Origin of the sequence: Cytobacillus oceanisediminis 2691, assembly GCF_000294775.2 — a bacterium.
GTDB lineage: Bacteria > Bacillota > Bacilli > Bacillales > Cytobacillaceae > Cytobacillus > Cytobacillus pseudoceanisediminis.
Genome location: NZ_CP015506.1, coordinates 837,181 through 859,131, shown reverse-complemented (window position 1 = coordinate 859,131; position 21,951 = coordinate 837,181). Strand labels below are relative to the sequence as shown.

Genomic DNA, 21,951 nt, shown 5'->3' with positions numbered 1-21,951 from the left:
GGGTTTCCTCTCCTCCTGTCCGAAGTTGCTCTAGGTTTGGACTGCTCTGACCGGATTTCTCCTTTTCTTGTCCGAAGTTACATCAGGTTCGAACTACACTGACCGGGTTTTCTCTTCTCCTGTCCGAATCAGCACCAGGTTTATTCTATTCCCCTCTCCCCTGTCATTAAAAAAGGGCCAGATTCATCTGGCCCCCACAATTCTAATTAAATTTAAATCGATGCCTTTATCTGCTTCGTATAGAAAAAGCGCACTATAAAGAAGTAAACAACCTGGATGGCCAGGAAAACACTCAGAACAGCAACTGATTCCTTAAACAGGTTAAAGTAGAACAGGTTCGATAACGCTGTCAGGGCTACAGCACCATGGATAAGAGCGACGAGGATCGGTGCGAAAAACAGAATCATGGTCTGTCTGTTTAAAACCTTTTTCAGCTCTTTCTCGGTTAACCCCATCTTGGAAATCGATCTGAATTTTTGTTTATCTTCATCCAGGTCCATGTAGAGCCTGAAGTACAGGAAGCTGCCGGCTGATACAAAAAAGACAATCCCGATAAACAGACCGACAAATAAAATGGGCCCGTAGCCTTTCATAATCTCATATATTTCGTAGTCTACTGATGTAATTTCATATCTTGGCAGTTCCTTGTACAGCTTTTCAGAGGCAGCCATTACCCTTTCCTCTCCATCTGTTGCCTGCCAGGCGTAATAGCTTTCCTGAAACTCTGGTTCAGGAAGCTTTTGATAGTCTTCATCTGACACGATAAAATAGGAATCTGTTGCCGGCAGTGCTTTCGAATGAATGACTTCCTTTGGCTTTAAAACAGTGCCGGACTTCAGTGTAATCGTTTCATTCAGGAGTTCCTTCGTTTGCCCGAAGTTGGTCCCTTCAAACTCAACTGTCATTACTTGCCCGTCTTTTAAGTCAATCGGATCTTCGTCAATGAGCGCGGCAAAGCGGTTAAAATCGGATTGACCCGCAATCAGAATGGAATCCCCGCCAACTTCAAAGTAGCGTAAAATAGTATGCTCCGAATCCGCTTCAATCTTTTCTTCCTTTAACGTTTGATTGATAAACTCAACATTCTTCACTTCATTTTCTTCAGAAGTTTTATAGGAAAACGTTGTGGAATTGACATTTTTTATGTTTGAGGTCAGCACGGTTTGAAAACCGAATAAAGAACCAATTGCACTGAACGCAACTGTTGAAACCATCGCAACCATGAAGAAGGTTCGCGCATTATCCTTCATGCGAAAGGCCAGATCTGAAAACAGCAGCATATTGGTCTTAAACCAAAAAACACGTTCATTCTTCTTTAATCTTCTAATAATATAAACACTTAATTGCGTAAATAACAGGTAGGTGCCAATGCAGACAACGATGATCACCGGCACCATTGCCGCTACAACGACTAACCCTTTTGCGATTAGTGCAACAGCATACCCCGCACCTAATAATAGGACAGCCAGCATCGTTAAGAAAAGATTCGCTTTTGGCTCACCCTTTGACATTTTATTTCCCTTAATTAATTCAATCAGCTTTTTGCTGCGCAGAACATACGTCACAAATAAGGAGATAAAGAAAAATAAAATAATAAAAGAAATGAAGGTGATCAGGATGGCCTTCACTGGAAAATAAAAAGACAGTGCCCGCTCAATAATCAGCACATTTTCAGCCAGCAGCAAAATCGCCTTTGCAAATACAACACCGAGGAGGATTCCGCTTAGGGTTGCCAGGAAGCCAATCAGCATATTTTCCAAAAACACCATGAGACGAATCTGTTTCATGGACATGCCCTGCATCATTAATAACCCAAACTCTTTTTTCCGGGACTGCAGAAAAGAACTCATAGAATATAAAACAAAAAAGAACGAAAACACATAGATAATGCCTGCTGCTGCATTCATTCCCTTCGTTACAGTTGAGTTCATGCCATCCCCGCTTAATGCTGGATGATTCGCAAAAATCGAGAAGGTAAAGAAGACCATGACTGTAAATAAACTGCTGAGGAAGTAGGCTGCATATAAGCGTTTGTTCCGTATGACGTTATTAAACGCGAACTGACGAAAGGTCATGTGCATCCCCTCCAAGCAAAGAAAGTGTATCGATGATCTTCTGGAAAAAGGCCTGGCGGTTATCACCGCGGTGAATCTCCGAATAGAATTTTCCGTCGCGGATAAAAATGACCCTGTTGCAATAGCTCGCGGCCTGCGCATCATGTGTGACGAGCATCATGGTTGTCTTCTCAGTCTTATTAATCGACTCAAGCATTTCCATTACATCTTTGGAAGACTTGGAATCCAAATTCCCTGTAGGTTCATCCGCCAGCAGCAGCTTCGGCGTATGAATCATCGCTCTAGCCACAGCGGCTCTTTGCGCCTGTCCGCCTGATATTTCATACGTCCGCTTTTTCATAATGCCTGTAATTCCCAGTTTTTCAGCGATTTCGTATGCCTTGTCTTTCATTTCCTTCACTTTTTTCCCGTCCAATGTTAGCGGCAGGACTATATTTTCTTCAACCGTCAAGGTATGAAGAAGGTTGAAGTCCTGGAAGACAAATCCTAATTCACGGCGGCGGAATTGGGCCAATGCCTCTTTTTTTAAGACATGGGGATTTCTTTCATTGATCAGGATTTCCCCTGTTGTCGGTTCATCAATGGTGGCAATCATGTTCAGCAGTGTCGTTTTTCCGCTTCCCGAAGGACCCATGATTCCGACGAACTCACCTTCATCAATGGTTAAGTTAATATCTGTTAACGCACGATAGGCGATCTTTCCTTCATAAATCTTGCTTACTTGCTTCACTTTTAGCATCACAAGTTCTCCTTTCACATTCAGTTGACTTGTGATCAGTATATCTACTATACCCATTTCAAAAAATCGATTTCTCTTTCACTTACCTTACAAGGCTGTAAGGTTCTGTGTTTTTCCAAAGATCAGCCGGAAAAGAGACCCTTCCCCCATCTTGGATTCCAGCTCAATGCGATGGCCAAGGTGATCGGCTGCCTCCTTCGTCAAGTACAGCCCCATACCTGTGGATTCTCTGAATTTCCTTCCATTTTCACCCGTATAAAAAGGTTCAAACACACGGCGCTTGTCTGCTTCCGGAATCCCGGCGCCAAAGTCCTTCACTTCTAAAACAGCTTCTCCGTTTTTTTCAAAAATGGAAATATCAATTCGATTGCTCTTCCCTCTGGAATACTTGACCGCATTATTGATCAGCTGAGAAAGCATAAAGAAAAGCCATTTCTCATCTGTCTCCACGATCATGTCCTGCTTCTCCTGCAGGAGATTTGGATACACCCCGTTCCGGATATAAAGCCGTTTGTTTTCTCCATTCACTTCATGAATGATTTGGGATAAGTGTACAGGTTTGATATGAAAATCCTGTTCGATCGTCCGGAGTCTCGCCATATAGAGGATGGTGTTCAAGCCCGTTTTCATCCGGTCCGTCTCTTCTCGAATACTGGAGGAATCAGGTTCATCCAAGTTTTGCGCAATCAGTTCAATGACAGAAAGCGGGGTTTTCATCTGGTGGACCCATTGATCCATAAACTTAAGATGCTCCTCCTGCCTGGATTCCAGCTCTTTAATTCTCGTCTGGTAATGTCTGTACTGTTCCTTAAGCAGATGATCCAGCGCCTGTGAAATCGGTGAGTTCTCTGTTGTTTGAAAGGAATCGTCAAGGGAAGCAAGTTCCTCCGTCAGCCTCTTATAAAACTTGCGGCGGCTAAAATAGTGGTATGTCAGATAGGCCGTGAGAAAGAATAACCCGAGAAAGATGCCATAGAGGGCTGGCAATAGATGACGATAGCCATCCAGCCAGTAAATGGCCAGAATTATAAAAAATTGAACGACCTGTACAGCGATTAGTAACGCATGCTCTTTAAGGAATAATTTCATGTTTCTCCAGCCTTTCACCAGGTAACGATCAAACGGTAGCCTGCGCCTCTCACTGTTTCGACCGCTCCTGAAAGCCCGATTGCCTCAAATTTTTTTCTTACCCTCGCCATATTCACATTCAGCGTATTTTCATCCACATAGACCTGTTCATCCCACAGCTTTTCCAGCAAGTCTTCACGACCGGCCACACGCGGGTACCGCTCCAGTAAATTCTCAATAATATCAGCTTCTTTTTTGGACAGCGGAACGGTTTTATCACGGAAACACAATTCCAGCCTTTCCGGAAACAGCTTCAATCCCTCTGCCTCGAGAACTCGTTCCTGGGCCTGCGTGGCATATTCCCCGTAAGCCCGCCGAAGCTGGCTGCGGATTTTCGCCATCACAATTTCCGGATGGAACGGCTTGGTGATGAAGTCATCGCCGCCATTCTCAAGCGCCATCACCTGGTCCATCTCCCCTACCCGTGCGGAAATGAAGATAACCGGACAAATCGACTCCTTCCGGATTTGCCTGCACCAGTAATAGCCGTCAAAGCTCGGGAGATTAATATCCAGGAGCACAAGATCCGGTTTATGCTTATGAAATTCCCCCATCACATTATCGAACTGTTTCGCAGCCGCAGCTTCATAGCCATATTTCACTAAGTGTGACTGCAGGTGCTCCGCGATTTTCGGATCATCCTCAATAATGAATACTTTCTGCATCCTCTCACTCCTTTGTCTTAGAAAATTATGCCATAAGGAGAATAGGAAAAAAAGAGCTGCCTCAGCAGCCCTTTTTAGACACAAGCTTTCTTTTCTAATGCACTAATCCATTTGTAATACACTATTAGTATCGTTAATAAAATCGGATTAACAATGGCAGAATGCCATATACTCCACCATCCATAATGAAAGAAACCAAATGGATGAGGCAGCATGGCAGCAGCTTCATAGCTCAGGAAAAAGATTTCCCAAATAATAAAGTAACGTATCTTTTTCATAAAAGAACCCGTAAAAGGATACCAATTGATAAACATCAAATTTACTGGCGGGACTAAGATTGTGTAAGCAGGAAATGCTACCCAATCTATCTCTTGTGTAAAGTACCAGTATCCTTTGTATTTCAAATCGATAAAAATATCAAATAATAATTGGAATGCAATAGTAAAAATCCAAATATGGACAATTTTATTGGCTGATATCCCCTTAATGGTCTTATATATAATAAAATTAAACAGAACAACTGAGGTAATTTGTAAGATCATTTTCCACTCCGGAAAGTTTTTTAGATATTATTTGCATTTATTGGGAATTTAATCCTTCTAAATCACTCTCTGACCTTTTATTCATAATTTTTTTGTCAGTTAGAGACTAGTTTTGTCGAAATGATTCAATGTTTTTCCTTTGTTTGCAATAATAGTTCCTGGACTTTTATTATTTAAAGGAGTAAATCAATGTGTCATTTTTGCAGTGAACTTAGAAAAAAGATTCAACTTTTTAGAAAAACACTTATTGAAACTGGAATAAAGAAAGGATTAGAGCATCCTGAGACTATAAAAAACAGTCAGATATTGGATCAACTTATCTTTAGGTTCCAGTCCAAATGTAAATAGGACTCATTATCGTAAAAGATATACTTTTAATAGAAGCTCACTTCACCGCCAAATAAGCAGATAAAATTCTAAAAGAGGGCAAGATAGATAAGACATAAATATATAAAAACCCGGAGAATCTGTATGGTCTATATCTATACAATTACAACACTTGCTATCAACTCCATATTGCTGTTCATTATTCCGTTAAAATTAACCCGGCAGGAGCTTTACACAACCTGGCTGGCTGTCACTGTAAATGTGCTTCTTGCAGATTTAATTTTTGGCCACGTTTTAGACCTATACGACTTAATGGATTCAGGCCCCCAGCCATTTGATTTGTTTATTGAAATCACCTTGCCAGCAACATTTGGAATCCTATATGTAAACTTCATGCCTAAACCCAGGAAGAAATTTTTGCTTTACCTTTTGTTTTGGGTCGGTTTTTCTGTATGTTACGAAGTCCTCTCCAGTTACTTTGGCTACGTAGTTTATAAGGGCTGGCATGTATGGTGGTCAGCCCTCTATTATATTGGTGCCTGCCTTTATATGCGCTGGCATTTTCGTTTTATGAGGAAAGAAAAAAAGCCACTATAAACAAGGAGTGGTACACAGTCAAAGTTACGCAGAGAAACAGTATCTCAAAAAAATGCATATAAAGATCAATGCAAAAACAAGCAGTACACACTAATGTGAACCGCTTGTTTTTCTTCATTTTAGGCTGTTTCGCAAGATGTGTTACATTTTGTATATTATATGCTGAGTTGATTGTAGCGAAAGGTACGAGATCCTCGAAATGCTATCGCATACTCCTCGTGCGGTGTTTTTCCGAGGAAGCTTATTCAATGTCCTGCGGGAGTAGCGGGGACAAGTGAGACCCCGCGGAAAGCGGGCAGCCTAGAGGAAATCAACGGACAACATTGATAGGCGCAAAATACCATTATGTAAGCAAAGAGCCTTATTTTATATTGGACACGTTTATGCCGATTCTTCCCCCAACATGACAAAATTGTCACTTTAGATCCTGTTACATCGATGGTTCGCGGGAAAAATAGCCGATATAGTATGGTAGTGAAGGAGGTCGAAACCATGACTAAAATGATACAAACCAAGAACTTATCGAAATCTTATGGAAAAACACAGGTCTTGAAAAATATTGATTTGACTGTTGAACGAGGGGAATTCACTGCCATTATGGGTCCCTCCGGCTCTGGAAAAACGACGTTAATGAATACCCTATCAACCATTGATGCCTTTAGCGGGGGGAATGTTTGGATTGAGGGAAATTCCCTTTTAGATATGAAAAAGAAAGCCCTGCGGGAGTTCCGCCAAAAAAGAATGGGATTTATTTTTCAAGACTATAACTTACTGGATACCTTAACGGTGAAGGAGAATATCCTCCTCCCGCTCTCGCTGCAAAAAACACCTGTTGCAGAAATGGAAAAGCGATTAGCGAAATTGATTGATGCCTTAAATATTGAATCAATTTTACATCAATATCCTTCTGAAATTTCCGGCGGACAGAAACAGCGCACGGCTGCCGCGCGGGCGATTATTACCAGCCCCGCAATTGTATTTGCTGATGAACCAACGGGTGCACTCGATTCCCGATCTGCTACTCAGCTGCTGGAACAAATTCAATTGCTCAATGAAACCTTCAAGACAACCGTTCTGATGATTACGCATGATCCGTATGCAGCCAGCTACTGTCAGCGCGTAGTTTTTCTCCGTGACGGAAAAATCGTCAATGAGATGTTTAAAGGCGAGCAGACGGAAAAGGAATTCTTTGACCGCATCCTGACGATCCAAAGTGCTATAGGAAGTGACTGGCGATGAACTTAGTAGATTTATCATGGAGGAACATGAAGCGGAACTTCCGGCTGTATACCATTTATTTCATTTCCATGTTTGTCGGGGTTGTCATTTACTTTACTTTTTCTGGTCTAATGTTTAACAAAGATGTAGTCGCAGCCATTCAAAATAAAGAAAACTACAAAATGGTCATTTCCCTTGCTTCGGTAATTGTCTTTTTGTTTATAGTATTTTTTATTTTGTACGCGAACTCCTTTTTCATGAAGCAGCGAAAAAAAGAATTCGGCATGTATTTACTTTACGGAATGAAGGAAAGACAAGTTGCTGCAATGGTCTTCTTTGAAACATTATTCTTGAGCGCCATTTCGGTCTTCAGCGGTATATTAATCGGTGGCTTGCTATCGAAATTTTTCGGTGCGGTATTAATGAACTTAATGCGCTACAATGAGGACATTTCTTTTGCTTTTCCACTGGAAGCCATTGTATCAACAGTTCTGTTATTCGCCTTATTAATCATCATTATTACAATTCAAAGTTATTTTAACGTCCGGCGTGTCCAGTTAGTGGAATTGTTTCATGCAAAGGAAAAAAGGGATAAACCGTTTACATTTTCTTTTGGCCTGGCGTTATTGTCCATTATATTGATTGCCGGGTCTTACTATATGATTACCATAGGAGATACGGACATCTGGAAAGATCATTTTAAAGAAACATTAGCAGCTGTAACAGTGGCTCTGATTGCCGGGACGTATTTATTTTTCCGCCAGTTTTCCGGCTGGATGTTACAAAAGCTGAGTCAAAGGAAAAACTATTTTATTGGCAGTAAGATGTTATGGATCTCCTCTCTCCGTTTTTCTATTCGAGGAAATACAGTCAATTTTACATTCAATTCACTGATTAGTGCGATTGTCATCTTTACAGTCGGATTTATTGCTGTAGATTACGCTGTGAAAGGCGAGGTTGTGAAAAAAGAATTTCCAAATCATATTGCCTTTTCGACCCAGGATGATGCAACTCAAAGACAAATTGAACAGCTGATGAATGACTCACATCCAATCATTGATCATGAAACCATTACAGGGATTCAAACAGAAAAAATCCAGAATAGAAACGCATTTTTTAGCCATCCCGAATATTACACCGAAGAGTTTTACCTTTTTCCGGAGTCCCAATTAAATGCAATTGTTGATTTGCGCAAAGCTGGTGAAAAAGCAGATTTAGAAGGTGAAGAGGCAATTGTATTAACAAGAGGAATTGATGAACCGGAAAAATATAAAAGTTCTCAGCCTGAAATGACCGTATTGGAAGACAATACATTTCGTGTAGTCGAAAAAATACGATACCCGCTGTTAAGCATCCCAACGAGCCCTGGCGGAAATACCCAGCCCCAGCCTTCTGTACTCATTATTTCAAACGAAGCTTTTGAGAACTTAAGAGAACATCACACCCTTTCTTCATTTGAAATTTATCAAATCGAAGATCCTAAAACATCCAATGATGTATCACGGGAAATATACGGCCTCGTTATGAAAACAGAAGGAGCCTATTATTCGGCCTATATTGATATGTATTCCCTTGATACGGAGTCTTCTTCTTTAATCTTGTTCTCCGTTGCCTTTTTTGCCGTTATTGCATTGTTTGCATTAGGGAGTGTCATTTACTTTAAACAGCTGCGAGAAGCTACAGAAGAGCGGGAGCACTACGCCATTTTACGAAAAATCGGTGTGGACGACAAAGAAATGAAAAAGATTATCCGAAAACAATTGCTGTTCGTATTTTTGCCGCCGCTCCTGCTGGGGTTGCTGCACAGCTGGTTCCTTTTATATTACACAGTCATCCTGGTGATAAAAGATTTGCCTTCTTTAACGGCGATTATTTTTTCAGTCATGGGACTATATGTGTTAACGTATCTAATCTTTTACATTTCATCCGTATCTATTTACTACAAAATTGTCAGCGAAAAAAACACACGATGAGTTACATTACTCATCGTGTGTTTTTTGCATTATCAAAAACGGATCGCTATCGAGCGGGAAGTGAACGATAAATTGGGTGTACTCTCTCACATTCGACGTACAGCTAATGTAATGCCCTAACTTGTTGCTTAACTGCTGGGCTAAATATAATCCCATTCCGGTCGACTTCGAATACAATCGCCCCGTTTCTCCGGTAAAACCGCGATTAAATACCCTCGGAAGATCTTTCTGGCTGATGCCAATCCCATTATCCCGAATCAAGAGCTGTTTTTCTTGTGGGGTTTCCGATATGGAAATGGTGATCTCTCCGCCAGGTTCTGTATATTTCAAACTGTTTGTCAGAAGCTGATTGACGATGAACTGGAGCCATTTAGGATCACTTTGAACCTCCAGCATATCTGCCTGAATGTGGATGCGGATATTTTTTGAAATAAAGGTTTTGGAGTGAGACTTTACAATATCCTTAAGAATCTTGATAATATCACATTTCTGGATATCGTAATCCTGATTAAAGCTGTCTAGTTTAGCGTAATAGAGTGCTTGATCAACATAATTCTCAATTTTTGTGATTTCTTCTCTTAAACTGCCTGCGTCCATATCGGTTTGCTGCAGCAGGCGAAGAACAGCAATCGGTGTTTTTATTTCATGGAACCAGGAGACGATAAAATCGTAATGTTCCTTCTGCCTGTCCTGAATCCTATTCATTTCACGTATATGTTCACGCTTCAGCTCATCGATGTGGGTTTTAGCGAACTCTCCTTCCAGAGACAGGCTGTCATAATCCGCCCTTTCCAATTGCCTAATCACGCGCAGGTTTTGCTGGTACCGATATAATAAAAACCCGATCAATACAATCGAAGATAAGGCGAAGGCATAAAGGAATGTCCCCCATGCCAGGCTGCCATTGATATCAGTAAAAAAGATCGCTGCTGAAATCAGGAAACTGATCAGATAGAGGACTATATAAGGTTTTTCATAGGATAGAAAACTAAGGAAGTTCATTCAATTAAATACCCTAACCCTTTCCGAGTGACAATGAAGTCCTCTAGTCCAATTGCTGCAATTTTCCTGCGCATCCGATTCACATTCACGGTAAGTGTATTATCATCGACAAACTGTTCCTCATTCCATAGTGCCTGCATTAAGTCATCCCTCGAGACAATTTTCCCGATATTCCGCATCATCAATTGCAAAAGGATGAATTCATTCCGGCTTAGCTCATTGCTTTGTCCATTAAATTCAATCGTTGAATTGGTCACATTTAATTTCAGGCCGCGATGGATAAAACGGATATTCTCATCTTCCTGATAAGTATACTTCCTGCGGATGAGCGCACTGATCCTCGCGAGAAGGATATCCAAATCAAAGGGCTTCTGGATAAAATCATCCCCGCCCATATTAATGGCCATTATTATATCCATATTTTGATTTCTGGAGGAAAGGAAAATGATCGGCACTTTTGAAACAGAGCGTATTTGCTGGCACCAGTAGTATCCATCAAAAACGGGAAGATTGATATCTAATAAAATGAGGTGTGGACTTGTCTGCTCAAATTCCGTCAGCACCTGGTCAAATTGGGTTACCTCCACCACATCATATTGCCATTTTTTTAGCGTATCAGCGACAATCCGTCTTATTTTAAGATCGTCTTCTATCATCATGATTCTATACATAAATATCCCTCTTTACTGGAATAATGGTCACGTCATTCATTCTGGCACAATTTTTTTAAGTCTTAGGCTAGGGCAGTCTCTATTATTCCACAAGCAGTATATTTGAAATGATCTTTTTTCCATTAGTGATTAAACTCATCAATGGTCTTAAAAATTCTCGAATACACATCATGAATAGATTCATCAGTCATTTCGTCATTATACAACCCATACCCCCAACTATGAAATGAATCATTTTCTTTGGATTTAAGAACTCCCACAGCATAGCTTTTACCGGCTTCCCATTTCCATGAATCATTATATTCTGGGTCTTTAACAGTAAACGGGATATAACTGCTGGCTGATATAAAAAAGAATGGAATGGATGAATCTGAATATGTATCTGCATATTTGGCTTCAGCTGCTTTAGGAAGATTTTCTTCCGTCATTATAACTGCATCATAAGAGCTCAATTCCTCATTTGTAAGTTCATCAAAAGAAATTTCATGAAACTTCACTTGTTCTTCATTTTCTTCTGGCGGTTCTCCAACTACCGCAATCCTTAATGCCCTTCCATCATACGGCTCGAAGTCAGGGGTTTGAGTACAAGCTGTTAGTAACATGGGTAGAATTAGCAATATATAAGAAATCTCTCTCGTCATTCTTGTCATACTCATCACCTCTGCCTAGATACTATAAACAATTGTGCCAATTATCCCAACAATCATTAAGGCCAGGCCCTTTATAACCTTCCTCTGTCTGAAAGCAGCCATACATCCTGAAACAAAGCCGATGAACACTAAGCCTGCACCTATATGCTGAATGATTTTGATTTCTGAAATGCTGCCGGTAATAAAGACTTGAAAACCAATGCAGCCGCCTACAAAAATCAGGAGAAATGAAGGGTTTTTCAACTCGTCTCTAGCATCCTGCTGTTCTTCTTTTTCCATTTTTTTATAAGTTTTTATAAAAAGGAAAATCGGAATCGCCCATATTAAAATGATTATAATAGCCTGAAAGATCATCATATGAACCCCTCCGGTAAGATATAAATCTATTACTTCAAAATCATACCATATTCTAACAAAAACAAAAAAGAGCACCATCCATTGGATAGGCGCCCTATAAAAATACTTATGATAAATGCCTTATTTTCCTTTCAATCGGTGTACGCTCCTTCGCTTCAGGTACCTCCTCAGGAAAGCCTACTCCTAAAATACCAACTACATCATAATCATCCGGGACATTTAAAGCAGTTCTTGCTGCAGCTGAAACCCCCAGGGAAGACCAGAATGTCCCTACTCCTGAGTCCCACGCCATCAGCATGAAGTTCTGAATAAAGCATGATACTGCAGCCATATTCTCAGTTCGTTCCAGGTCGGTTGCTCCATGCCTGGACAGGATGGCCAGCACGACTGGCGCCTGGCAAAAATCGGTTTTGTGATTCAGCTTTGCCCTTGTTTCCGGACCAACAAATAATATCTCCCATGGCTCCGTCATTTTATGGTTGGGTGCCATGCTCGCAGCCTCTAGCCAGGAGGTGATTAAACTATGCTCCACTTTATCAGATTTGAACTTTTTTATGTTGCGGCGAGTCGTGATTATTTTCTGTATATCCACTGTTAATTTCCCCTTTCATTTATAACTCATTTTACTAGATTAATAGGTTATTTACATGGCAGCTTTCTCATTATCAATGGATTTCCCACTGGGCCGGGCTGCCAGGAACATATAGGACAGTACAGCCCCGGTACTTGCACATGCTATGACAATCCCCATCGATATCGCCGGTCTGTCTCCTAAGCCAACAAGGGGAGCCACACCTCCTCCAAAGATTAAGGATAGTACTCCCAGTAATGCGGAGGCACTCCCTGCCGACTTGCCCTGATTTTGCATGGCAAGCGAGAAGCCTGAAGTACTCACCACCCCAATACTTGCAACCACAAAGAATAACGGCGGCAAAATAGCGTACAAGCCTGCATCTAAAAGAAGCATGATTAATAGAGCAATAGCTCCAATGAAAGAGATGCATATGCCAGCCGTAAAAAGCTTCCTTTCGCTGATCCGCCCCGCCAGCCTTCCCGTGATTTGACTGGAAATGATGATTCCTAGACCGTTGATGGCAAATATCAGGCTGAACATCTGCGGGGAGGCCCCATACATATTCTGAAGGACGAAAGGTGAGCCGGATATATACGCAAACATGGCAGCAAACACCAGTCCTTGAGACAATGCATACCCTATGAAACTTCGATCAGATAAGAGCTGCTGAAAGGTGGTTAATGTGTTTTTTATACCGCCCTGTGAACGGGAATCTTCAGACAGCGTCTCTGGCAGACCGAATAGTACGACAAGAAACATCACCAAGCCGATTACACTCAAAACGATAAACACTCCCTGCCAGGGAGCAATCCGCAATAACTGGCCGCCAAGTATAGGAGCAAGGATGGGGGCCACACCATTCACTAAAGCCAGCAGAGAGAAAAATTTAGTCAGCTCAGTGCCTGAGTAAAGATCCCGGACAATCGCACGGGAGATGACAATTCCTGCTGCCCCGGCCAGACCCTGAATAAACCTCAGCCCAATCAAGCCCCAGATGGACTGGCTAAAGGCGCACAAGAGAGAAACAGCAAAATAAATCAATAGCCCTATAAGAAGCGGCTTCCGGCGTCCGCGCACATCACTGAGCGGCCCTGCAAGCAGCTGGCCTAGGGATAGACCGAGCAGGAAAAAGGTTAAACTAAGCTGGACCAGGGACGGCTTGGTATGCAAATCATTAGCTATATCAGGCAGAGCCGGCAAATACATGTCGATGGATAACGGGGCAAACGCAGCTAAAGTACCAAGTACGATCGCCATCCATAATCGCCTTGACTTTGAAGGTGCACCCGGGGCATTTCTTATATTTCCTAAAGAATCATTCATTGATTGTCCTGCCTTTTCTTATGATTTTTGGACTTTAAGCTCAAAGGTTATGGATAAGAATCCGTATGGCTTCTGAAACATCCACCTTTTTTTCCTGGCAGAAATGATTCAGCTTTTTGAACATTTCTTCATCCAGCCGGACATGGATGGAATGCTTAAGCTTTTGGCCTTCAGGCTTCTTGGGCCGGCCCCTTCCAATTTTCCGCTGCCCTGTTTCGTCCCTCCAGACGGCTATGGTCACATACCCGTCTTTTTCCAGCCATTTCTGAAGATCGTTTTCCTTCCAAATACGCGCTGCATCATTCTCATGTTTTTTCAGATATTCTGCAAGACCCTCACCTTCCAGACCTTTCCTTTTTGCTTTATAAATCATCTTATTTCTAAGATACTCTTCATATTGTTCGAATGATGTAAAGGTTTGTTCTTTCATAAACCCTCCGGATTATTTTTTGTTCTACAAAAAATAATAAAGAATATTAATTCACAATGCAATCTTTTTTGTAGAACAAAAAATACTATGGAGAAATAAGCATAAAAAAAGCCTAACTCTCTCCGGCACATCAGGAAGAAATTAGGCTTTCATTATATTTTTATACATCCATCCGCGGTGCTTCCTCAAGCCACCCATTGGAAATCATGATCTTTACACCTTCACGTATATACTCAAAAACCTCAATTCCAAATTTACCAAAATTCATATTTAGATCATTGCGAAGGCTGAAGCCGATGCCAAATCCCTGTCCGCCAATACTAAACCCGCATAAAAGATAGGTGCAAAATATCATTAGCTTATCCGAAAATGGAGCCTCTGTTGAATTTGTCACTGTTCCCCCTGAAGTGGCAGGCGGCTGGATATCGTTTTGAAGGAGCTTTTCCCCAAACTCTTTAATAATTTCTTTCGAAAGCTCTTTCCCTTTTAAAAAATATTTTCTAACTTCTTCTCCTTCTGCACATTGAGCAAATCCAGCCATCAGCTGCATGCCGGTGATGTTTGTTTCAATCCCGTGATACAGCAGCCCAAATTCCACCGTATTAATGGGGCGCTTCTGACCAAGAATATTAGTTCCTTTTAAATAGTTATTACTGGTTACAAAATCAGCTGATTTAGGGAAGTTTATAAAGGTGGGACTTGGAAGCAGCCCTTCATCCAAAAGAAATTGGGTAAATTTACCATAATATTCCTGAGTTAAATCGGTCATGTCCCTATAAAGCTTAATAATATCCTTTCGATAAGCCATGGTTAAATGGAGGACATACATGCCCATGCTAATTTCCTTTAAGATCCGGCAAAACATTATATCAAATCCGTTCTCAAACAATTTAAATTAACGTCCTGATCCGTAAAGCCGTTAGGGACAGCCGCCCCCTCATTTTGCAGCAGTTTTTTTATTTCAACAACTTTAGGATGAAGTTTTTCCCTCAATCCTGACATCAAATTTTTCGCTTTTGGGTTTTTCGATTTCTCAATAAAATATTCTAATATACGAAGAATCATCGTTTTTTTTTGATACGTCATCCATAATGCACCCAGTTCGGATGAACTGATTTTAGATTTTTCAGGCATAAGAACACCTCCATTTTGACTAAATAATAGTATGTGTTCTTTTGGAGTTTTTATACGATGAATGGTTTCCATTAAGACTCTGCTGCTCTTATTTTGCGGCCCGAATTTTGAGATGAACCGATTAATACCCCTATCCCCATCATTATGAGGAATATCCCTAGCCAGGAAACTGCGGTTAACGATTCTCCCAATAGGAAAACTCCTAATAATGCTGCAGTTAAAGGCTCCGCCAGCGCAAGTGTGACAGCCGTTGAAGAGGAAACATGGACAAGCCCTTTTGAAAAAAGAAAATAGGCAATTCCCGTAGCCAGAATCCCCAGGTGCAGGCTGACAGTCAAACCCCGAACACTCCCAAGCCAGGACATGTCAAAAATAAATAAGAATGGCGAAAGAAAGATGGCACTTAAGGTGAAAACAACGGCCACTACTGACAAGGATGAATAGTTTTCAACCAGGTCCCTGCTGACAAGCGTATAGCCTGCAAATGTTAAACCAGCCCCCAATGCCAGTAATAGGCCAGCCGGGTCCATATGAACCGAGTTTTTGTTCATGAATAGCAGGACACAGCCCAAAATGGACAGGAAGGTAGAACACCACCAAATGGCAGAGGGGCGTTTTTTCAAATAGAGCCATTCAAGAAGACCCGATAAGACCGGTGCACTCCCGATCGCTGTCACAGTCCCAATGGCTACCCCTGTAAGAGTGACCGCTGAAAAGAACAATGGCTGGTACAGGGCCATACAAAGTGATGCCATCAAGGTGTTCTTAATAGGCCAATTTTTCAGGTCCAGTTTCCCCGCCAGAAAAACCATGCATAATAAAAATAAACCGCCTGCCGCCAGACGGGCAGCCCCAATGGCAATCGGGTGTGCGCTTTCCGGCGCAAATGCCTGCGTGGTACCCGTAGTCCCCCAGAGCACTCCGGCAAGCAATATGAAAAATGGAGCCGTTTTCCCGTTCATGTTATCACCTCAATAAAAAAAGATAAAAGGAATCATTAAACTTATCTTAGAAAATTCCCTGAGAATTTTCTTTACCAAGTTTAATATCCCTTTTATCCATTCTTAAGGATTCTGTATTTTTGTGGTGCTATTCCTTCACAGCGGGTAAACCACCGTGTAAAGGAGGAAGAATTTTCGAAGCCTAATTCCCCGCTGATCACCGACATAGACCAGGAGGTTGACATTAATAAATGCTTCGCCTCTTTCAAGCGCAGATCAGATATATAGCCTTTTGGGCTTTTCCCGGTTTTCTTCTTAAACCATGCGGAATAATAGGCAGGATGATAATGTTCGATTTTCGCTAGACCCTCCAATCGGATCGACTCCTTATAATGCTTATGAATATAATCAATCGACGGAGGCTTGGCGATTTGCAGTTTGCCGGCCACAAACCTGGTCAAATCAGCCAGGGAGGATGCATTCCCCTGATTCCCCGCCTCTTCCAGCAGCAAATAACGGATCGAAGACCATTGCTGATCCAGCTGAATGTACATACTGCTGGACTCCTCCGGCAAATAGGCCGTCGGGATATCCAGGATCAAAAACTCATTCCGGTCCATCGACCGATAGTTATGATCAGACCCTGGCGGAAGATAAAAACAATAGTCGGGGTCAAGCTTGATATCCTGCCACTTCGTCTTGATATCCAGGGAGCCCTGCAAGGGGAAAAGAAACTGGCCAAACTCATGCTGGTGCGAATGAAACTCTCTGGAATAGGATCTTTTTTCGCAGGTGATGCTTTGCATTTTACTCCCCCCTCATCATGCTTTGAGTATATTATCATTCTAATGAAATAAAGGTGAAAGATGAAGCTAAATGATAAAAATAACTCCCATTAAGATGTTTATTTTAGCCTGGGATTTCCAGCGAAAAAAAGGTTATTTCCACATTCTTGCCTCTCGCACCCCTGTCGGCAACTGCTCCGAATCAGACATTAATTTTCATTCTTTCACGGTCACTATGACTCCATCCATATTGTTTCCTGAAATTTCAACATGACTATGAGCCGGTACGTTAATCGTCTTGCTTTGAGAAATTGGATAATAGGCAATATTGTATTTTTCGCCATTCATACTCATGGAAATGTGTGTTTCTTTCTTTAGGTAATCCAAATATTCTTCTAAAGCAAAATTCTTTTCCTTCATAATTGCACTATGCGGAAAACCAACATAGCGAATATGCCAAGGTTCATATTGAATTCCTGTTACATCCGTTTTATCCTTTGGATAGCGTAAAATAAACCCGTATTTCCAGGCGTTTTGTTCGATCCACTTTCCTTCGGGTGCTTCAGCCATTCTCATTTGAGTGGAGCCTACGTCAAGCGATAGACCCAGATTATGTTCGCTATAGCCGGCTGGCAAGGCATAGTCAGAACCCATTTCCTGATAAAGTGCATTCTGCTCGTCAAAGTCCCGAAATCCACTCGTAATAGAGAAATTGCGAACTTCTTCTTCTTCTGCAGCAGCCATCATCTCTGAAAATCTGTGTGCTATATCCTCTGATAAATAAATTTCACTGCCCAGCAATCCGTAACCCTGTGTCAATTCACCGTGAGCAGACAGATTGATGATATCCGATTTAACACTTTCCGGCTGTACCGGATAGCTGCTGTTGACCAAAAGCAGATTTCCCAAATAGATTTGATCTTCTGTTATCTCTTTTTTTGAGCTGTTACTTTCAGTCCTCTCATCTTCTTCCTGATCAGGTTCATATTGATTATATTGTTGTATCTCTATTTTTGGCTCAAAAAGAGAATCCATATTTATATAAGATAATCCCAAGCACAAAACTAGCAGCAATAAAAATCCCCACTTCTTCATTTTCAGTTTCCTCCTAAATCTTATTTGATTAAAAGAATAGGAAAAACTATTAAAATAAAGAGTAGGGAAAAGATTAAATTTTTCTTAAATCATGTAATGGAAGTTACTAGTTCTTTCGTATCCAGTTCATTGTCTTTTGGTAAACGGACTTCAAAAACGGTCTGAATGACGCTGCTCTCAGCCGCAATCGATCCATCATGCTGTTCCACAATATTTTTCGCAATGAACAATCCAAGACCTGTGCTATCTTCTTGATGAGTTCGCGCTTTGTCACCGGTATAGAACATATCAAATAGATAAGGCAGTTCATTCGAAGGAATGCTATCTCCATAATTCACAATTTGGACGACTACTTCCTCCGCCTCTATATACCCGTTAATATCAACATACTGTCCTTCATACCCATAGCGGATTGCATTCGTCATAAGATTTTCAAAAACGCGTGCGATCAAATCTCCATCACCAAAAATCGGCAAGTGGGGCTCACTATTCATCCGTGCAATCAAATGATTTTTTTCGAATACAGGGTACAATTCTTCCTTTAATTGATTAAGCAGATCTGTTAAATTGATTCTCTTTTTTTCTAGAGGCAGCATTCCATAGTTCATCCTGGTAATCTCGAATAATTCATCAATCAGCCTTTCTAATCGTTGAGATTTAGTAAAGGCAATGGTTAAGAAATGTCTGACTTGTTCTTTTGTCAGGCTTTCATCCTTAAGGATCAAATCCAAATATCCTAAAACGGATGTAAGAGGGGTCCGCAAATCATGAGCTAAATTAACAACCAATTGATCCTTGCTGCTTTCCGAAAAGTCCCCCCGCTTAATTGCTTCCTGCAATTTTTCACTTGCCAAATTAATGTCCAGCGCAATATCCCTGAATTCATCATTTGACTGGATATGCACCTTGTGTTGAAAATCACCCCGAGCAAGATAACGAATGCCGCTGGAAATCTCATTAAAATAAGCAGAATAGGGCTTCGTAAGGAAAAAGAAAAAAAGGAAAGATAGTAAAATGAATAAGATGAAAAAAAGATTAAAATCCCCGAATCTCCCCAAAAAGATGCGGAACTGAGCCATAGGATCCTCATACTGCACCATCGTGTGATAATAGTATTGCAGTCCTTTGAAGATTAGATAAGTTACGAGCCCTGAGAGGAGCATACTCAAACTGAATAACAGCACCATTTTTGATCGAAAACTGCGCATTATCTTACCCATTGAAGGTATACCCTACTCCCCATACAGTCTTGATCCATTTGTCTTTTCGTTTGTCTTCCTCAAGCTTTTTTCGAAGCGTCCGTATATGGACCATAACGGTATTTCCGCCTTCAAAATAAGCTTCGCCCCACACCTGCTGAAAGATATTTTCCACATTAAACACCTTCTTTGGATGGCTCGCCAGTAAATACAGAATATCAAATTCTTTCGGTGTCAGGTCGATGGTTTTTCCATAAAGAGTGACTGTACGCTGATCAGGAGTAATCACTAATCCGCCATATTCCAGGCTGGTTTTAATATCTGCTTTGGGCTGATTCAGCTTTATAAAACGCCGGAGCTGGGCATTTACACGAGCAACCAATTCTATGGGGGTGAATGGTTTCGTCATATAATCATCTGCTCCAATCACGAGGCCCTGCACTTTATCAAAATCAGATGTTTTCGCACTCAAAAATATGATCGGCATATTATGCTGTTCGCGAATGCGGCGGGTTACTTCATATCCATCCATCTTCGGCATCATAATATCCAAAACCAGCAAATCAATCGACCGAGTCTCAACAATACGTACGGCCTCTTGTCCATCCGATGCTTTAATAACATGGTACCCTTCTTTTTCTAAATGAATGGCAATCAGATCAGCAATCTCCTCCTCATCGTCCGCAATCAATATCGAAATATCTCTCATCATTCCACTCCTAAATAAAGTTAACCAAAAGCAATAGACTGGGTCCTATTCATTTTCTATTATTTCCTATTCTTTTTCAAAAATTTGCTGACGCCTGTTTAGCAGCTCTACAGCAGCCAGAAAAAGTCAGTCTTAATAACAATGAATAACAAAAATAAAACAAAGGCCAGGTGTATAATCGTTACAAGATAAGCCTTGCGATTTTCTGCATATTTCCACTCCATAAAAGCTCGGGCCGTTTCGGAAAGAACAATAAAAACAATCAGCAGAACCGCTGGCTCCAAATACCATATAAATTCCATCGGGTACCGCTTCATGTTAATAACATATCCGGCCAAAAGGGTAACTAAAAAGCCAATCCGAATGGTCCAATCCACCTTTTTATGTTTATCATTGATATGGTTATAAGAAAAAAACTTCTTCTTCTCCACTTTCAGCCATTTTCTTAAACCCAATTCGAAAGAATAGATTAATACTCCAACAATCGTTATTAAAAGTAAAAGCTTTGGCCAGAACATGGGATCAATTACATACATCTTTTTCTCCTCCTCTGCCTTTACGCGTACGCTGCGTTCACTTACCTTTTTCTACGGTTACTGGAGGAAAAAGTTCCCTTTACTGTCATTGCAGAATCCAATTAAACGCCCAAGCTGGTTAAAGCAAATTAAAAATAGCCGAAGAGGACCATCTCTTCAGCCTTGTTTCTCCAATTCAAGTAAATGATGCTTCATTTCTATGCCCCCGCGATAGCCGGTTATCGCTCCATTTTTTCCAATGACACGATGGCATGGGACCGCGATTAACAGCGGATTGGCACCGATTGCTTTCCCTGCTGCCCGGACTGCCTGCGGCCTGTTTATTTTCTCTGCGATGTCCGAATAGGAGACAGTTTTACCGTAAGGAATCTGAGTTAATGCCTCCCAGACTTCCTCTTGAAACGGAGTGCCTTTCACATCCAGGTCCATTGAAAAAATTTGTCTTTTCCCGAGAAGAAATTCCTGTAATTCCATCATGTATGGCTGCAGTGCTGCTTTATTTTCTACAAGCACTGCAGCTGGAATATATTTTTTCAGTGACCTTTCAAAATCCTTAAACTCCGGGTCAGAGCCTATATAGCAGAGACCCTTTTCTGTTCTAGCGAGATACAGGCTCCACTCACCTTCCTGCATGTTCGCCCATTCAATGTTCATTCTTCCGCTCCTCCCTTGTTTTGTTTCGATATGCTGCAGGTGTTGTGCCCAGCTTCTTTTTAAATAAAGAGATAAAATAAGGGGTGCTGGGGAATCCTGCTGATGCACCGACATCGGCTATCGATTGCTCACCTGCCTCCAGCATATGAACGGCTTTTTCAAGCCGGATATCCTGAATATACTCTGTGGGCGACTTCCCGGTAACCCGTTTGAACACCCGCTGCAGATGATAGGGACTTCCATGAAACAGGTCCCCCAATTGATGCAATGTAATCGGGGCGCAATAATGCTGATCGATCCACACAGTTATTTGCTTAATCCATTCTTCTGCAGGCAGGCTGAGCCCTTCCGGTTTGCAGCGCTTGCACGGTCTGAAATTTTCCGCCAGTGCTTGAGCGGCATTTTGAAAAATAGCGACATTGCCGATATTCGGGACTTTCGACCGGCACGATGGCCTGCAGAATATCCCTGTCGTTTTAACACCATAAAGAAAAAGATCATCATAGGATTTGTCGCAATCCTTTATCGCGTTCCAATATTCTTCCGGAATCTGTTCATAAGCCACCTGCGCTCACCTCTGCTAAAAAGTATACACAAAAAATGTTCATCATCAGCGATTTCCTAAAT

The 21,951-nt window shown here is 41.4% G+C and carries 26 protein-coding genes; 4 read left to right on the top strand and 22 right to left on the bottom strand.

The genetic code is table 11. From position 1 onward, the window contains the following. Nucleotides 1-212: 212 nt before the first annotated feature. The 5 genes from A361_RS04490 to A361_RS04470 form a co-directional block, all read right to left on the bottom strand. Nucleotides 213-2,075 carry an FtsX-like permease family protein gene (locus tag A361_RS04490; RefSeq protein ID WP_019379398.1) on the bottom strand — a complete coding sequence of 621 codons (1,863 nt, stop codon included), beginning with the start codon at nt 2,073-2,075 and terminating at the stop codon, nt 213-215. Continuing rightward, on the bottom strand, nt 2,050-2,814 hold the full coding sequence (locus A361_RS04485; protein WP_009335144.1) for an ABC transporter ATP-binding protein: 765 nt from the start codon (nt 2,812-2,814) through the stop codon (nt 2,050-2,052). The genes A361_RS04490 and A361_RS04485 overlap by 26 nt, the downstream gene beginning before the upstream one ends. A gap of 87 nt (nt 2,815-2,901) precedes the next feature. Then, nucleotides 2,902-3,903 carry a sensor histidine kinase gene (locus A361_RS04480; RefSeq protein ID WP_009335145.1) on the bottom strand — a complete coding sequence of 334 codons (1,002 nt, stop codon included), beginning with the start codon at nt 3,901-3,903 and terminating at the stop codon, nt 2,902-2,904. 14 nt (nt 3,904-3,917) lie between these two features. Further along, nucleotides 3,918-4,607, bottom strand: coding sequence for a response regulator transcription factor (locus tag A361_RS04475; RefSeq protein WP_009335146.1), 690 nt, complete (start codon nt 4,605-4,607; stop codon nt 3,918-3,920). A gap of 74 nt (nt 4,608-4,681) precedes the next feature. After that, the gene (locus tag A361_RS04470) at nt 4,682-5,149 is read right to left on the bottom strand and encodes a hypothetical protein (protein WP_019379399.1); all 468 of its coding nucleotides are present in this window, start codon (nt 5,147-5,149) and stop codon (nt 4,682-4,684) included. Nucleotides 5,150-5,338: 189 nt separating this feature from the next. Here A361_RS04470 and A361_RS31180 point away from each other — a divergent pair, with 189 nt between their 5' ends. The 4 genes from A361_RS31180 to A361_RS04455 all read left to right on the top strand — a co-directional run bounded on the left by A361_RS31180 (nt 5,339) and on the right by A361_RS04455 (nt 9,264). Further along, nucleotides 5,339-5,497 (top strand): aspartyl-phosphate phosphatase Spo0E family protein, encoded by a 159-nt coding sequence (locus A361_RS31180; RefSeq protein WP_019379400.1) that lies wholly within the window; start codon nt 5,339-5,341, stop codon nt 5,495-5,497. Between the two features lie 123 nt (nt 5,498-5,620). Beyond that, nucleotides 5,621-6,073: a hypothetical protein gene (locus A361_RS04465; protein WP_019379401.1), complete on the top strand. Its 453-nt coding sequence runs from the start codon at nt 5,621-5,623 to the stop codon at nt 6,071-6,073. Between the two features lie 492 nt (nt 6,074-6,565). Further along, complete coding sequence (locus tag A361_RS04460; RefSeq protein WP_019379402.1) at nt 6,566-7,312, top strand: ABC transporter ATP-binding protein; 747 nt, start codon at nt 6,566-6,568, stop codon at nt 7,310-7,312. Next, nucleotides 7,309-9,264: an ABC transporter permease gene (locus A361_RS04455; RefSeq protein WP_019379403.1), complete on the top strand. Its 1,956-nt coding sequence runs from the start codon at nt 7,309-7,311 to the stop codon at nt 9,262-9,264. The genes A361_RS04460 and A361_RS04455 overlap by 4 nt, the downstream gene beginning before the upstream one ends. Nucleotides 9,265-9,270: 6 nt before the next feature. Here the strand turns inward: A361_RS04455 and A361_RS04450 are convergent, their stop codons facing one another. The 17 genes from A361_RS04450 to A361_RS04375 all read right to left on the bottom strand — a co-directional run bounded on the left by A361_RS04450 (nt 9,271) and on the right by A361_RS04375 (nt 21,889). Next, a complete protein-coding gene (locus tag A361_RS04450) occupies nt 9,271-10,266 on the bottom strand; it encodes a sensor histidine kinase (protein WP_009335151.1) in 996 nt (331 codons plus the stop codon). Further along, a complete protein-coding gene (locus A361_RS04445; protein WP_019379404.1) occupies nt 10,263-10,937 on the bottom strand; it encodes a response regulator transcription factor in 675 nt (224 codons plus the stop codon). Before A361_RS04445 ends, A361_RS04450 begins: the two co-directional genes overlap by 4 nt. Before the next feature lie 122 nt (nt 10,938-11,059). Next, nucleotides 11,060-11,539 carry a hypothetical protein gene (locus A361_RS04440; RefSeq protein WP_236887986.1) on the bottom strand — a complete coding sequence of 160 codons (480 nt, stop codon included), beginning with the start codon at nt 11,537-11,539 and terminating at the stop codon, nt 11,060-11,062. A gap of 63 nt (nt 11,540-11,602) precedes the next feature. Further along, complete coding sequence (locus A361_RS04435; protein ID WP_019379405.1) at nt 11,603-11,944, bottom strand: hypothetical protein; 342 nt, start codon at nt 11,942-11,944, stop codon at nt 11,603-11,605. 106 nt (nt 11,945-12,050) lie between these two features. After that, nucleotides 12,051-12,536, bottom strand: coding sequence for a nitroreductase family protein (locus A361_RS04430; RefSeq protein ID WP_019379406.1), 486 nt, complete (start codon nt 12,534-12,536; stop codon nt 12,051-12,053). Between the two features lie 51 nt (nt 12,537-12,587). Beyond that, complete coding sequence (locus tag A361_RS04425) at nt 12,588-13,841, bottom strand: multidrug effflux MFS transporter (RefSeq protein WP_019379407.1); 1,254 nt, start codon at nt 13,839-13,841, stop codon at nt 12,588-12,590. Between the two features lie 40 nt (nt 13,842-13,881). Next, complete coding sequence (locus tag A361_RS04420; protein WP_009335157.1) at nt 13,882-14,271, bottom strand: hypothetical protein; 390 nt, start codon at nt 14,269-14,271, stop codon at nt 13,882-13,884. 160 nt (nt 14,272-14,431) lie between these two features. Then, nucleotides 14,432-15,079, bottom strand: a complete 648-nt coding sequence (locus A361_RS04415) for a DUF3231 family protein (protein WP_335582805.1) — start codon at nt 15,077-15,079, stop codon at nt 14,432-14,434. 56 nt (nt 15,080-15,135) lie between these two features. Further along, entirely contained in the window at nt 15,136-15,477 is a 342-nt protein-coding gene (locus A361_RS31370) for a DUF3231 family protein (protein WP_335582804.1), read from the bottom strand. After that, nucleotides 15,477-16,367: an EamA family transporter gene (locus A361_RS04410; RefSeq protein WP_009335159.1), complete on the bottom strand. Its 891-nt coding sequence runs from the start codon at nt 16,365-16,367 to the stop codon at nt 15,477-15,479. The genes A361_RS31370 and A361_RS04410 overlap by 1 nt, the downstream gene beginning before the upstream one ends. A 92-nt stretch (nt 16,368-16,459) precedes the next feature. After that, nucleotides 16,460-17,152, bottom strand: coding sequence for an AraC family transcriptional regulator (locus A361_RS04405; protein WP_009335160.1), 693 nt, complete (start codon nt 17,150-17,152; stop codon nt 16,460-16,462). A gap of 195 nt (nt 17,153-17,347) precedes the next feature. Further along, on the bottom strand, nt 17,348-18,226 hold the full coding sequence (gene vanY / locus A361_RS04400; protein WP_019379408.1) for a VanY-A/VanY-F/VanY-M family D-Ala-D-Ala carboxypeptidase: 879 nt from the start codon (nt 18,224-18,226) through the stop codon (nt 17,348-17,350). Nucleotides 18,227-18,315: 89 nt separating this feature from the next. Then, entirely contained in the window at nt 18,316-19,446 is a 1,131-nt protein-coding gene (locus A361_RS04395) for a sensor histidine kinase (protein ID WP_026041526.1), read from the bottom strand. Further along, nucleotides 19,439-20,134, bottom strand: coding sequence for a vancomycin resistance response regulator transcription factor, VanR-F/VanR-M family (vanR, locus tag A361_RS04390; RefSeq protein WP_019379410.1), 696 nt, complete (start codon nt 20,132-20,134; stop codon nt 19,439-19,441). Before vanR ends, A361_RS04395 begins: the two co-directional genes overlap by 8 nt. A gap of 107 nt (nt 20,135-20,241) precedes the next feature. Then, nucleotides 20,242-20,670, bottom strand: a complete 429-nt coding sequence (locus tag A361_RS04385; protein ID WP_019379411.1) for a DUF4181 domain-containing protein — start codon at nt 20,668-20,670, stop codon at nt 20,242-20,244. Between the two features lie 156 nt (nt 20,671-20,826). Continuing rightward, the gene (locus A361_RS04380) at nt 20,827-21,324 is read right to left on the bottom strand and encodes a methylated-DNA--[protein]-cysteine S-methyltransferase (RefSeq protein ID WP_019379412.1); all 498 of its coding nucleotides are present in this window, start codon (nt 21,322-21,324) and stop codon (nt 20,827-20,829) included. Continuing rightward, entirely contained in the window at nt 21,314-21,889 is a 576-nt protein-coding gene (locus A361_RS04375) for a bifunctional transcriptional activator/DNA repair enzyme AdaA (RefSeq protein WP_009335166.1), read from the bottom strand. Before A361_RS04375 ends, A361_RS04380 begins: the two co-directional genes overlap by 11 nt. Nucleotides 21,890-21,951: the final 62 nt, after the last annotated feature.

Coding starts and splice junctions, on each gene's coding strand:
- A361_RS04490 (WP_019379398.1), bottom strand. CDS start 2,075: ATGACCTTTCGTCAGTTCGCGTTTAATAACGTCATACGGAACAAACGC.
- A361_RS04485 (WP_009335144.1), bottom strand. CDS start 2,814: ATGCTAAAAGTGAAGCAAGTAAGCAAGATTTATGAAGGAAAGATCGCC.
- A361_RS04480 (WP_009335145.1), bottom strand. CDS start 3,903: ATGAAATTATTCCTTAAAGAGCATGCGTTACTAATCGCTGTACAGGTC.
- A361_RS04475 (WP_009335146.1), bottom strand. CDS start 4,607: ATGCAGAAAGTATTCATTATTGAGGATGATCCGAAAATCGCGGAGCAC.
- A361_RS04470 (WP_019379399.1), bottom strand. CDS start 5,149: ATGATCTTACAAATTACCTCAGTTGTTCTGTTTAATTTTATTATATAT.
- A361_RS31180 (WP_019379400.1), top strand. CDS start 5,339: ATGTGTCATTTTTGCAGTGAACTTAGAAAAAAGATTCAACTTTTTAGA.
- A361_RS04465 (WP_019379401.1), top strand. CDS start 5,621: ATGGTCTATATCTATACAATTACAACACTTGCTATCAACTCCATATTG.
- A361_RS04460 (WP_019379402.1), top strand. CDS start 6,566: ATGACTAAAATGATACAAACCAAGAACTTATCGAAATCTTATGGAAAA.
- A361_RS04455 (WP_019379403.1), top strand. CDS start 7,309: ATGAACTTAGTAGATTTATCATGGAGGAACATGAAGCGGAACTTCCGG.
- A361_RS04450 (WP_009335151.1), bottom strand. CDS start 10,266: ATGAACTTCCTTAGTTTTCTATCCTATGAAAAACCTTATATAGTCCTC.
- A361_RS04445 (WP_019379404.1), bottom strand. CDS start 10,937: ATGTATAGAATCATGATGATAGAAGACGATCTTAAAATAAGACGGATT.
- A361_RS04440 (WP_236887986.1), bottom strand. CDS start 11,539: ATGTTACTAACAGCTTGTACTCAAACCCCTGACTTCGAGCCGTATGAT.
- A361_RS04435 (WP_019379405.1), bottom strand. CDS start 11,944: ATGATGATCTTTCAGGCTATTATAATCATTTTAATATGGGCGATTCCG.
- A361_RS04425 (WP_019379407.1), bottom strand. CDS start 13,841: ATGAATGATTCTTTAGGAAATATAAGAAATGCCCCGGGTGCACCTTCA.
- A361_RS04420 (WP_009335157.1), bottom strand. CDS start 14,271: ATGAAAGAACAAACCTTTACATCATTCGAACAATATGAAGAGTATCTT.
- A361_RS04415 (WP_335582805.1), bottom strand. CDS start 15,079: ATGGCTTATCGAAAGGATATTATTAAGCTTTATAGGGACATGACCGAT.
- A361_RS31370 (WP_335582804.1), bottom strand. CDS start 15,477: ATGGAAACCATTCATCGTATAAAAACTCCAAAAGAACACATACTATTA.
- A361_RS04410 (WP_009335159.1), bottom strand. CDS start 16,367: ATGAACGGGAAAACGGCTCCATTTTTCATATTGCTTGCCGGAGTGCTC.
- A361_RS04405 (WP_009335160.1), bottom strand. CDS start 17,152: ATGCAAAGCATCACCTGCGAAAAAAGATCCTATTCCAGAGAGTTTCAT.
- vanY (WP_019379408.1), bottom strand. CDS start 18,226: ATGAAGAAGTGGGGATTTTTATTGCTGCTAGTTTTGTGCTTGGGATTA.
- A361_RS04395 (WP_026041526.1), bottom strand. CDS start 19,446: ATGGGTAAGATAATGCGCAGTTTTCGATCAAAAATGGTGCTGTTATTC.
- vanR (WP_019379410.1), bottom strand. CDS start 20,134: ATGAGAGATATTTCGATATTGATTGCGGACGATGAGGAGGAGATTGCT.
- A361_RS04385 (WP_019379411.1), bottom strand. CDS start 20,670: ATGTATGTAATTGATCCCATGTTCTGGCCAAAGCTTTTACTTTTAATA.
- A361_RS04380 (WP_019379412.1), bottom strand. CDS start 21,324: ATGAACATTGAATGGGCGAACATGCAGGAAGGTGAGTGGAGCCTGTAT.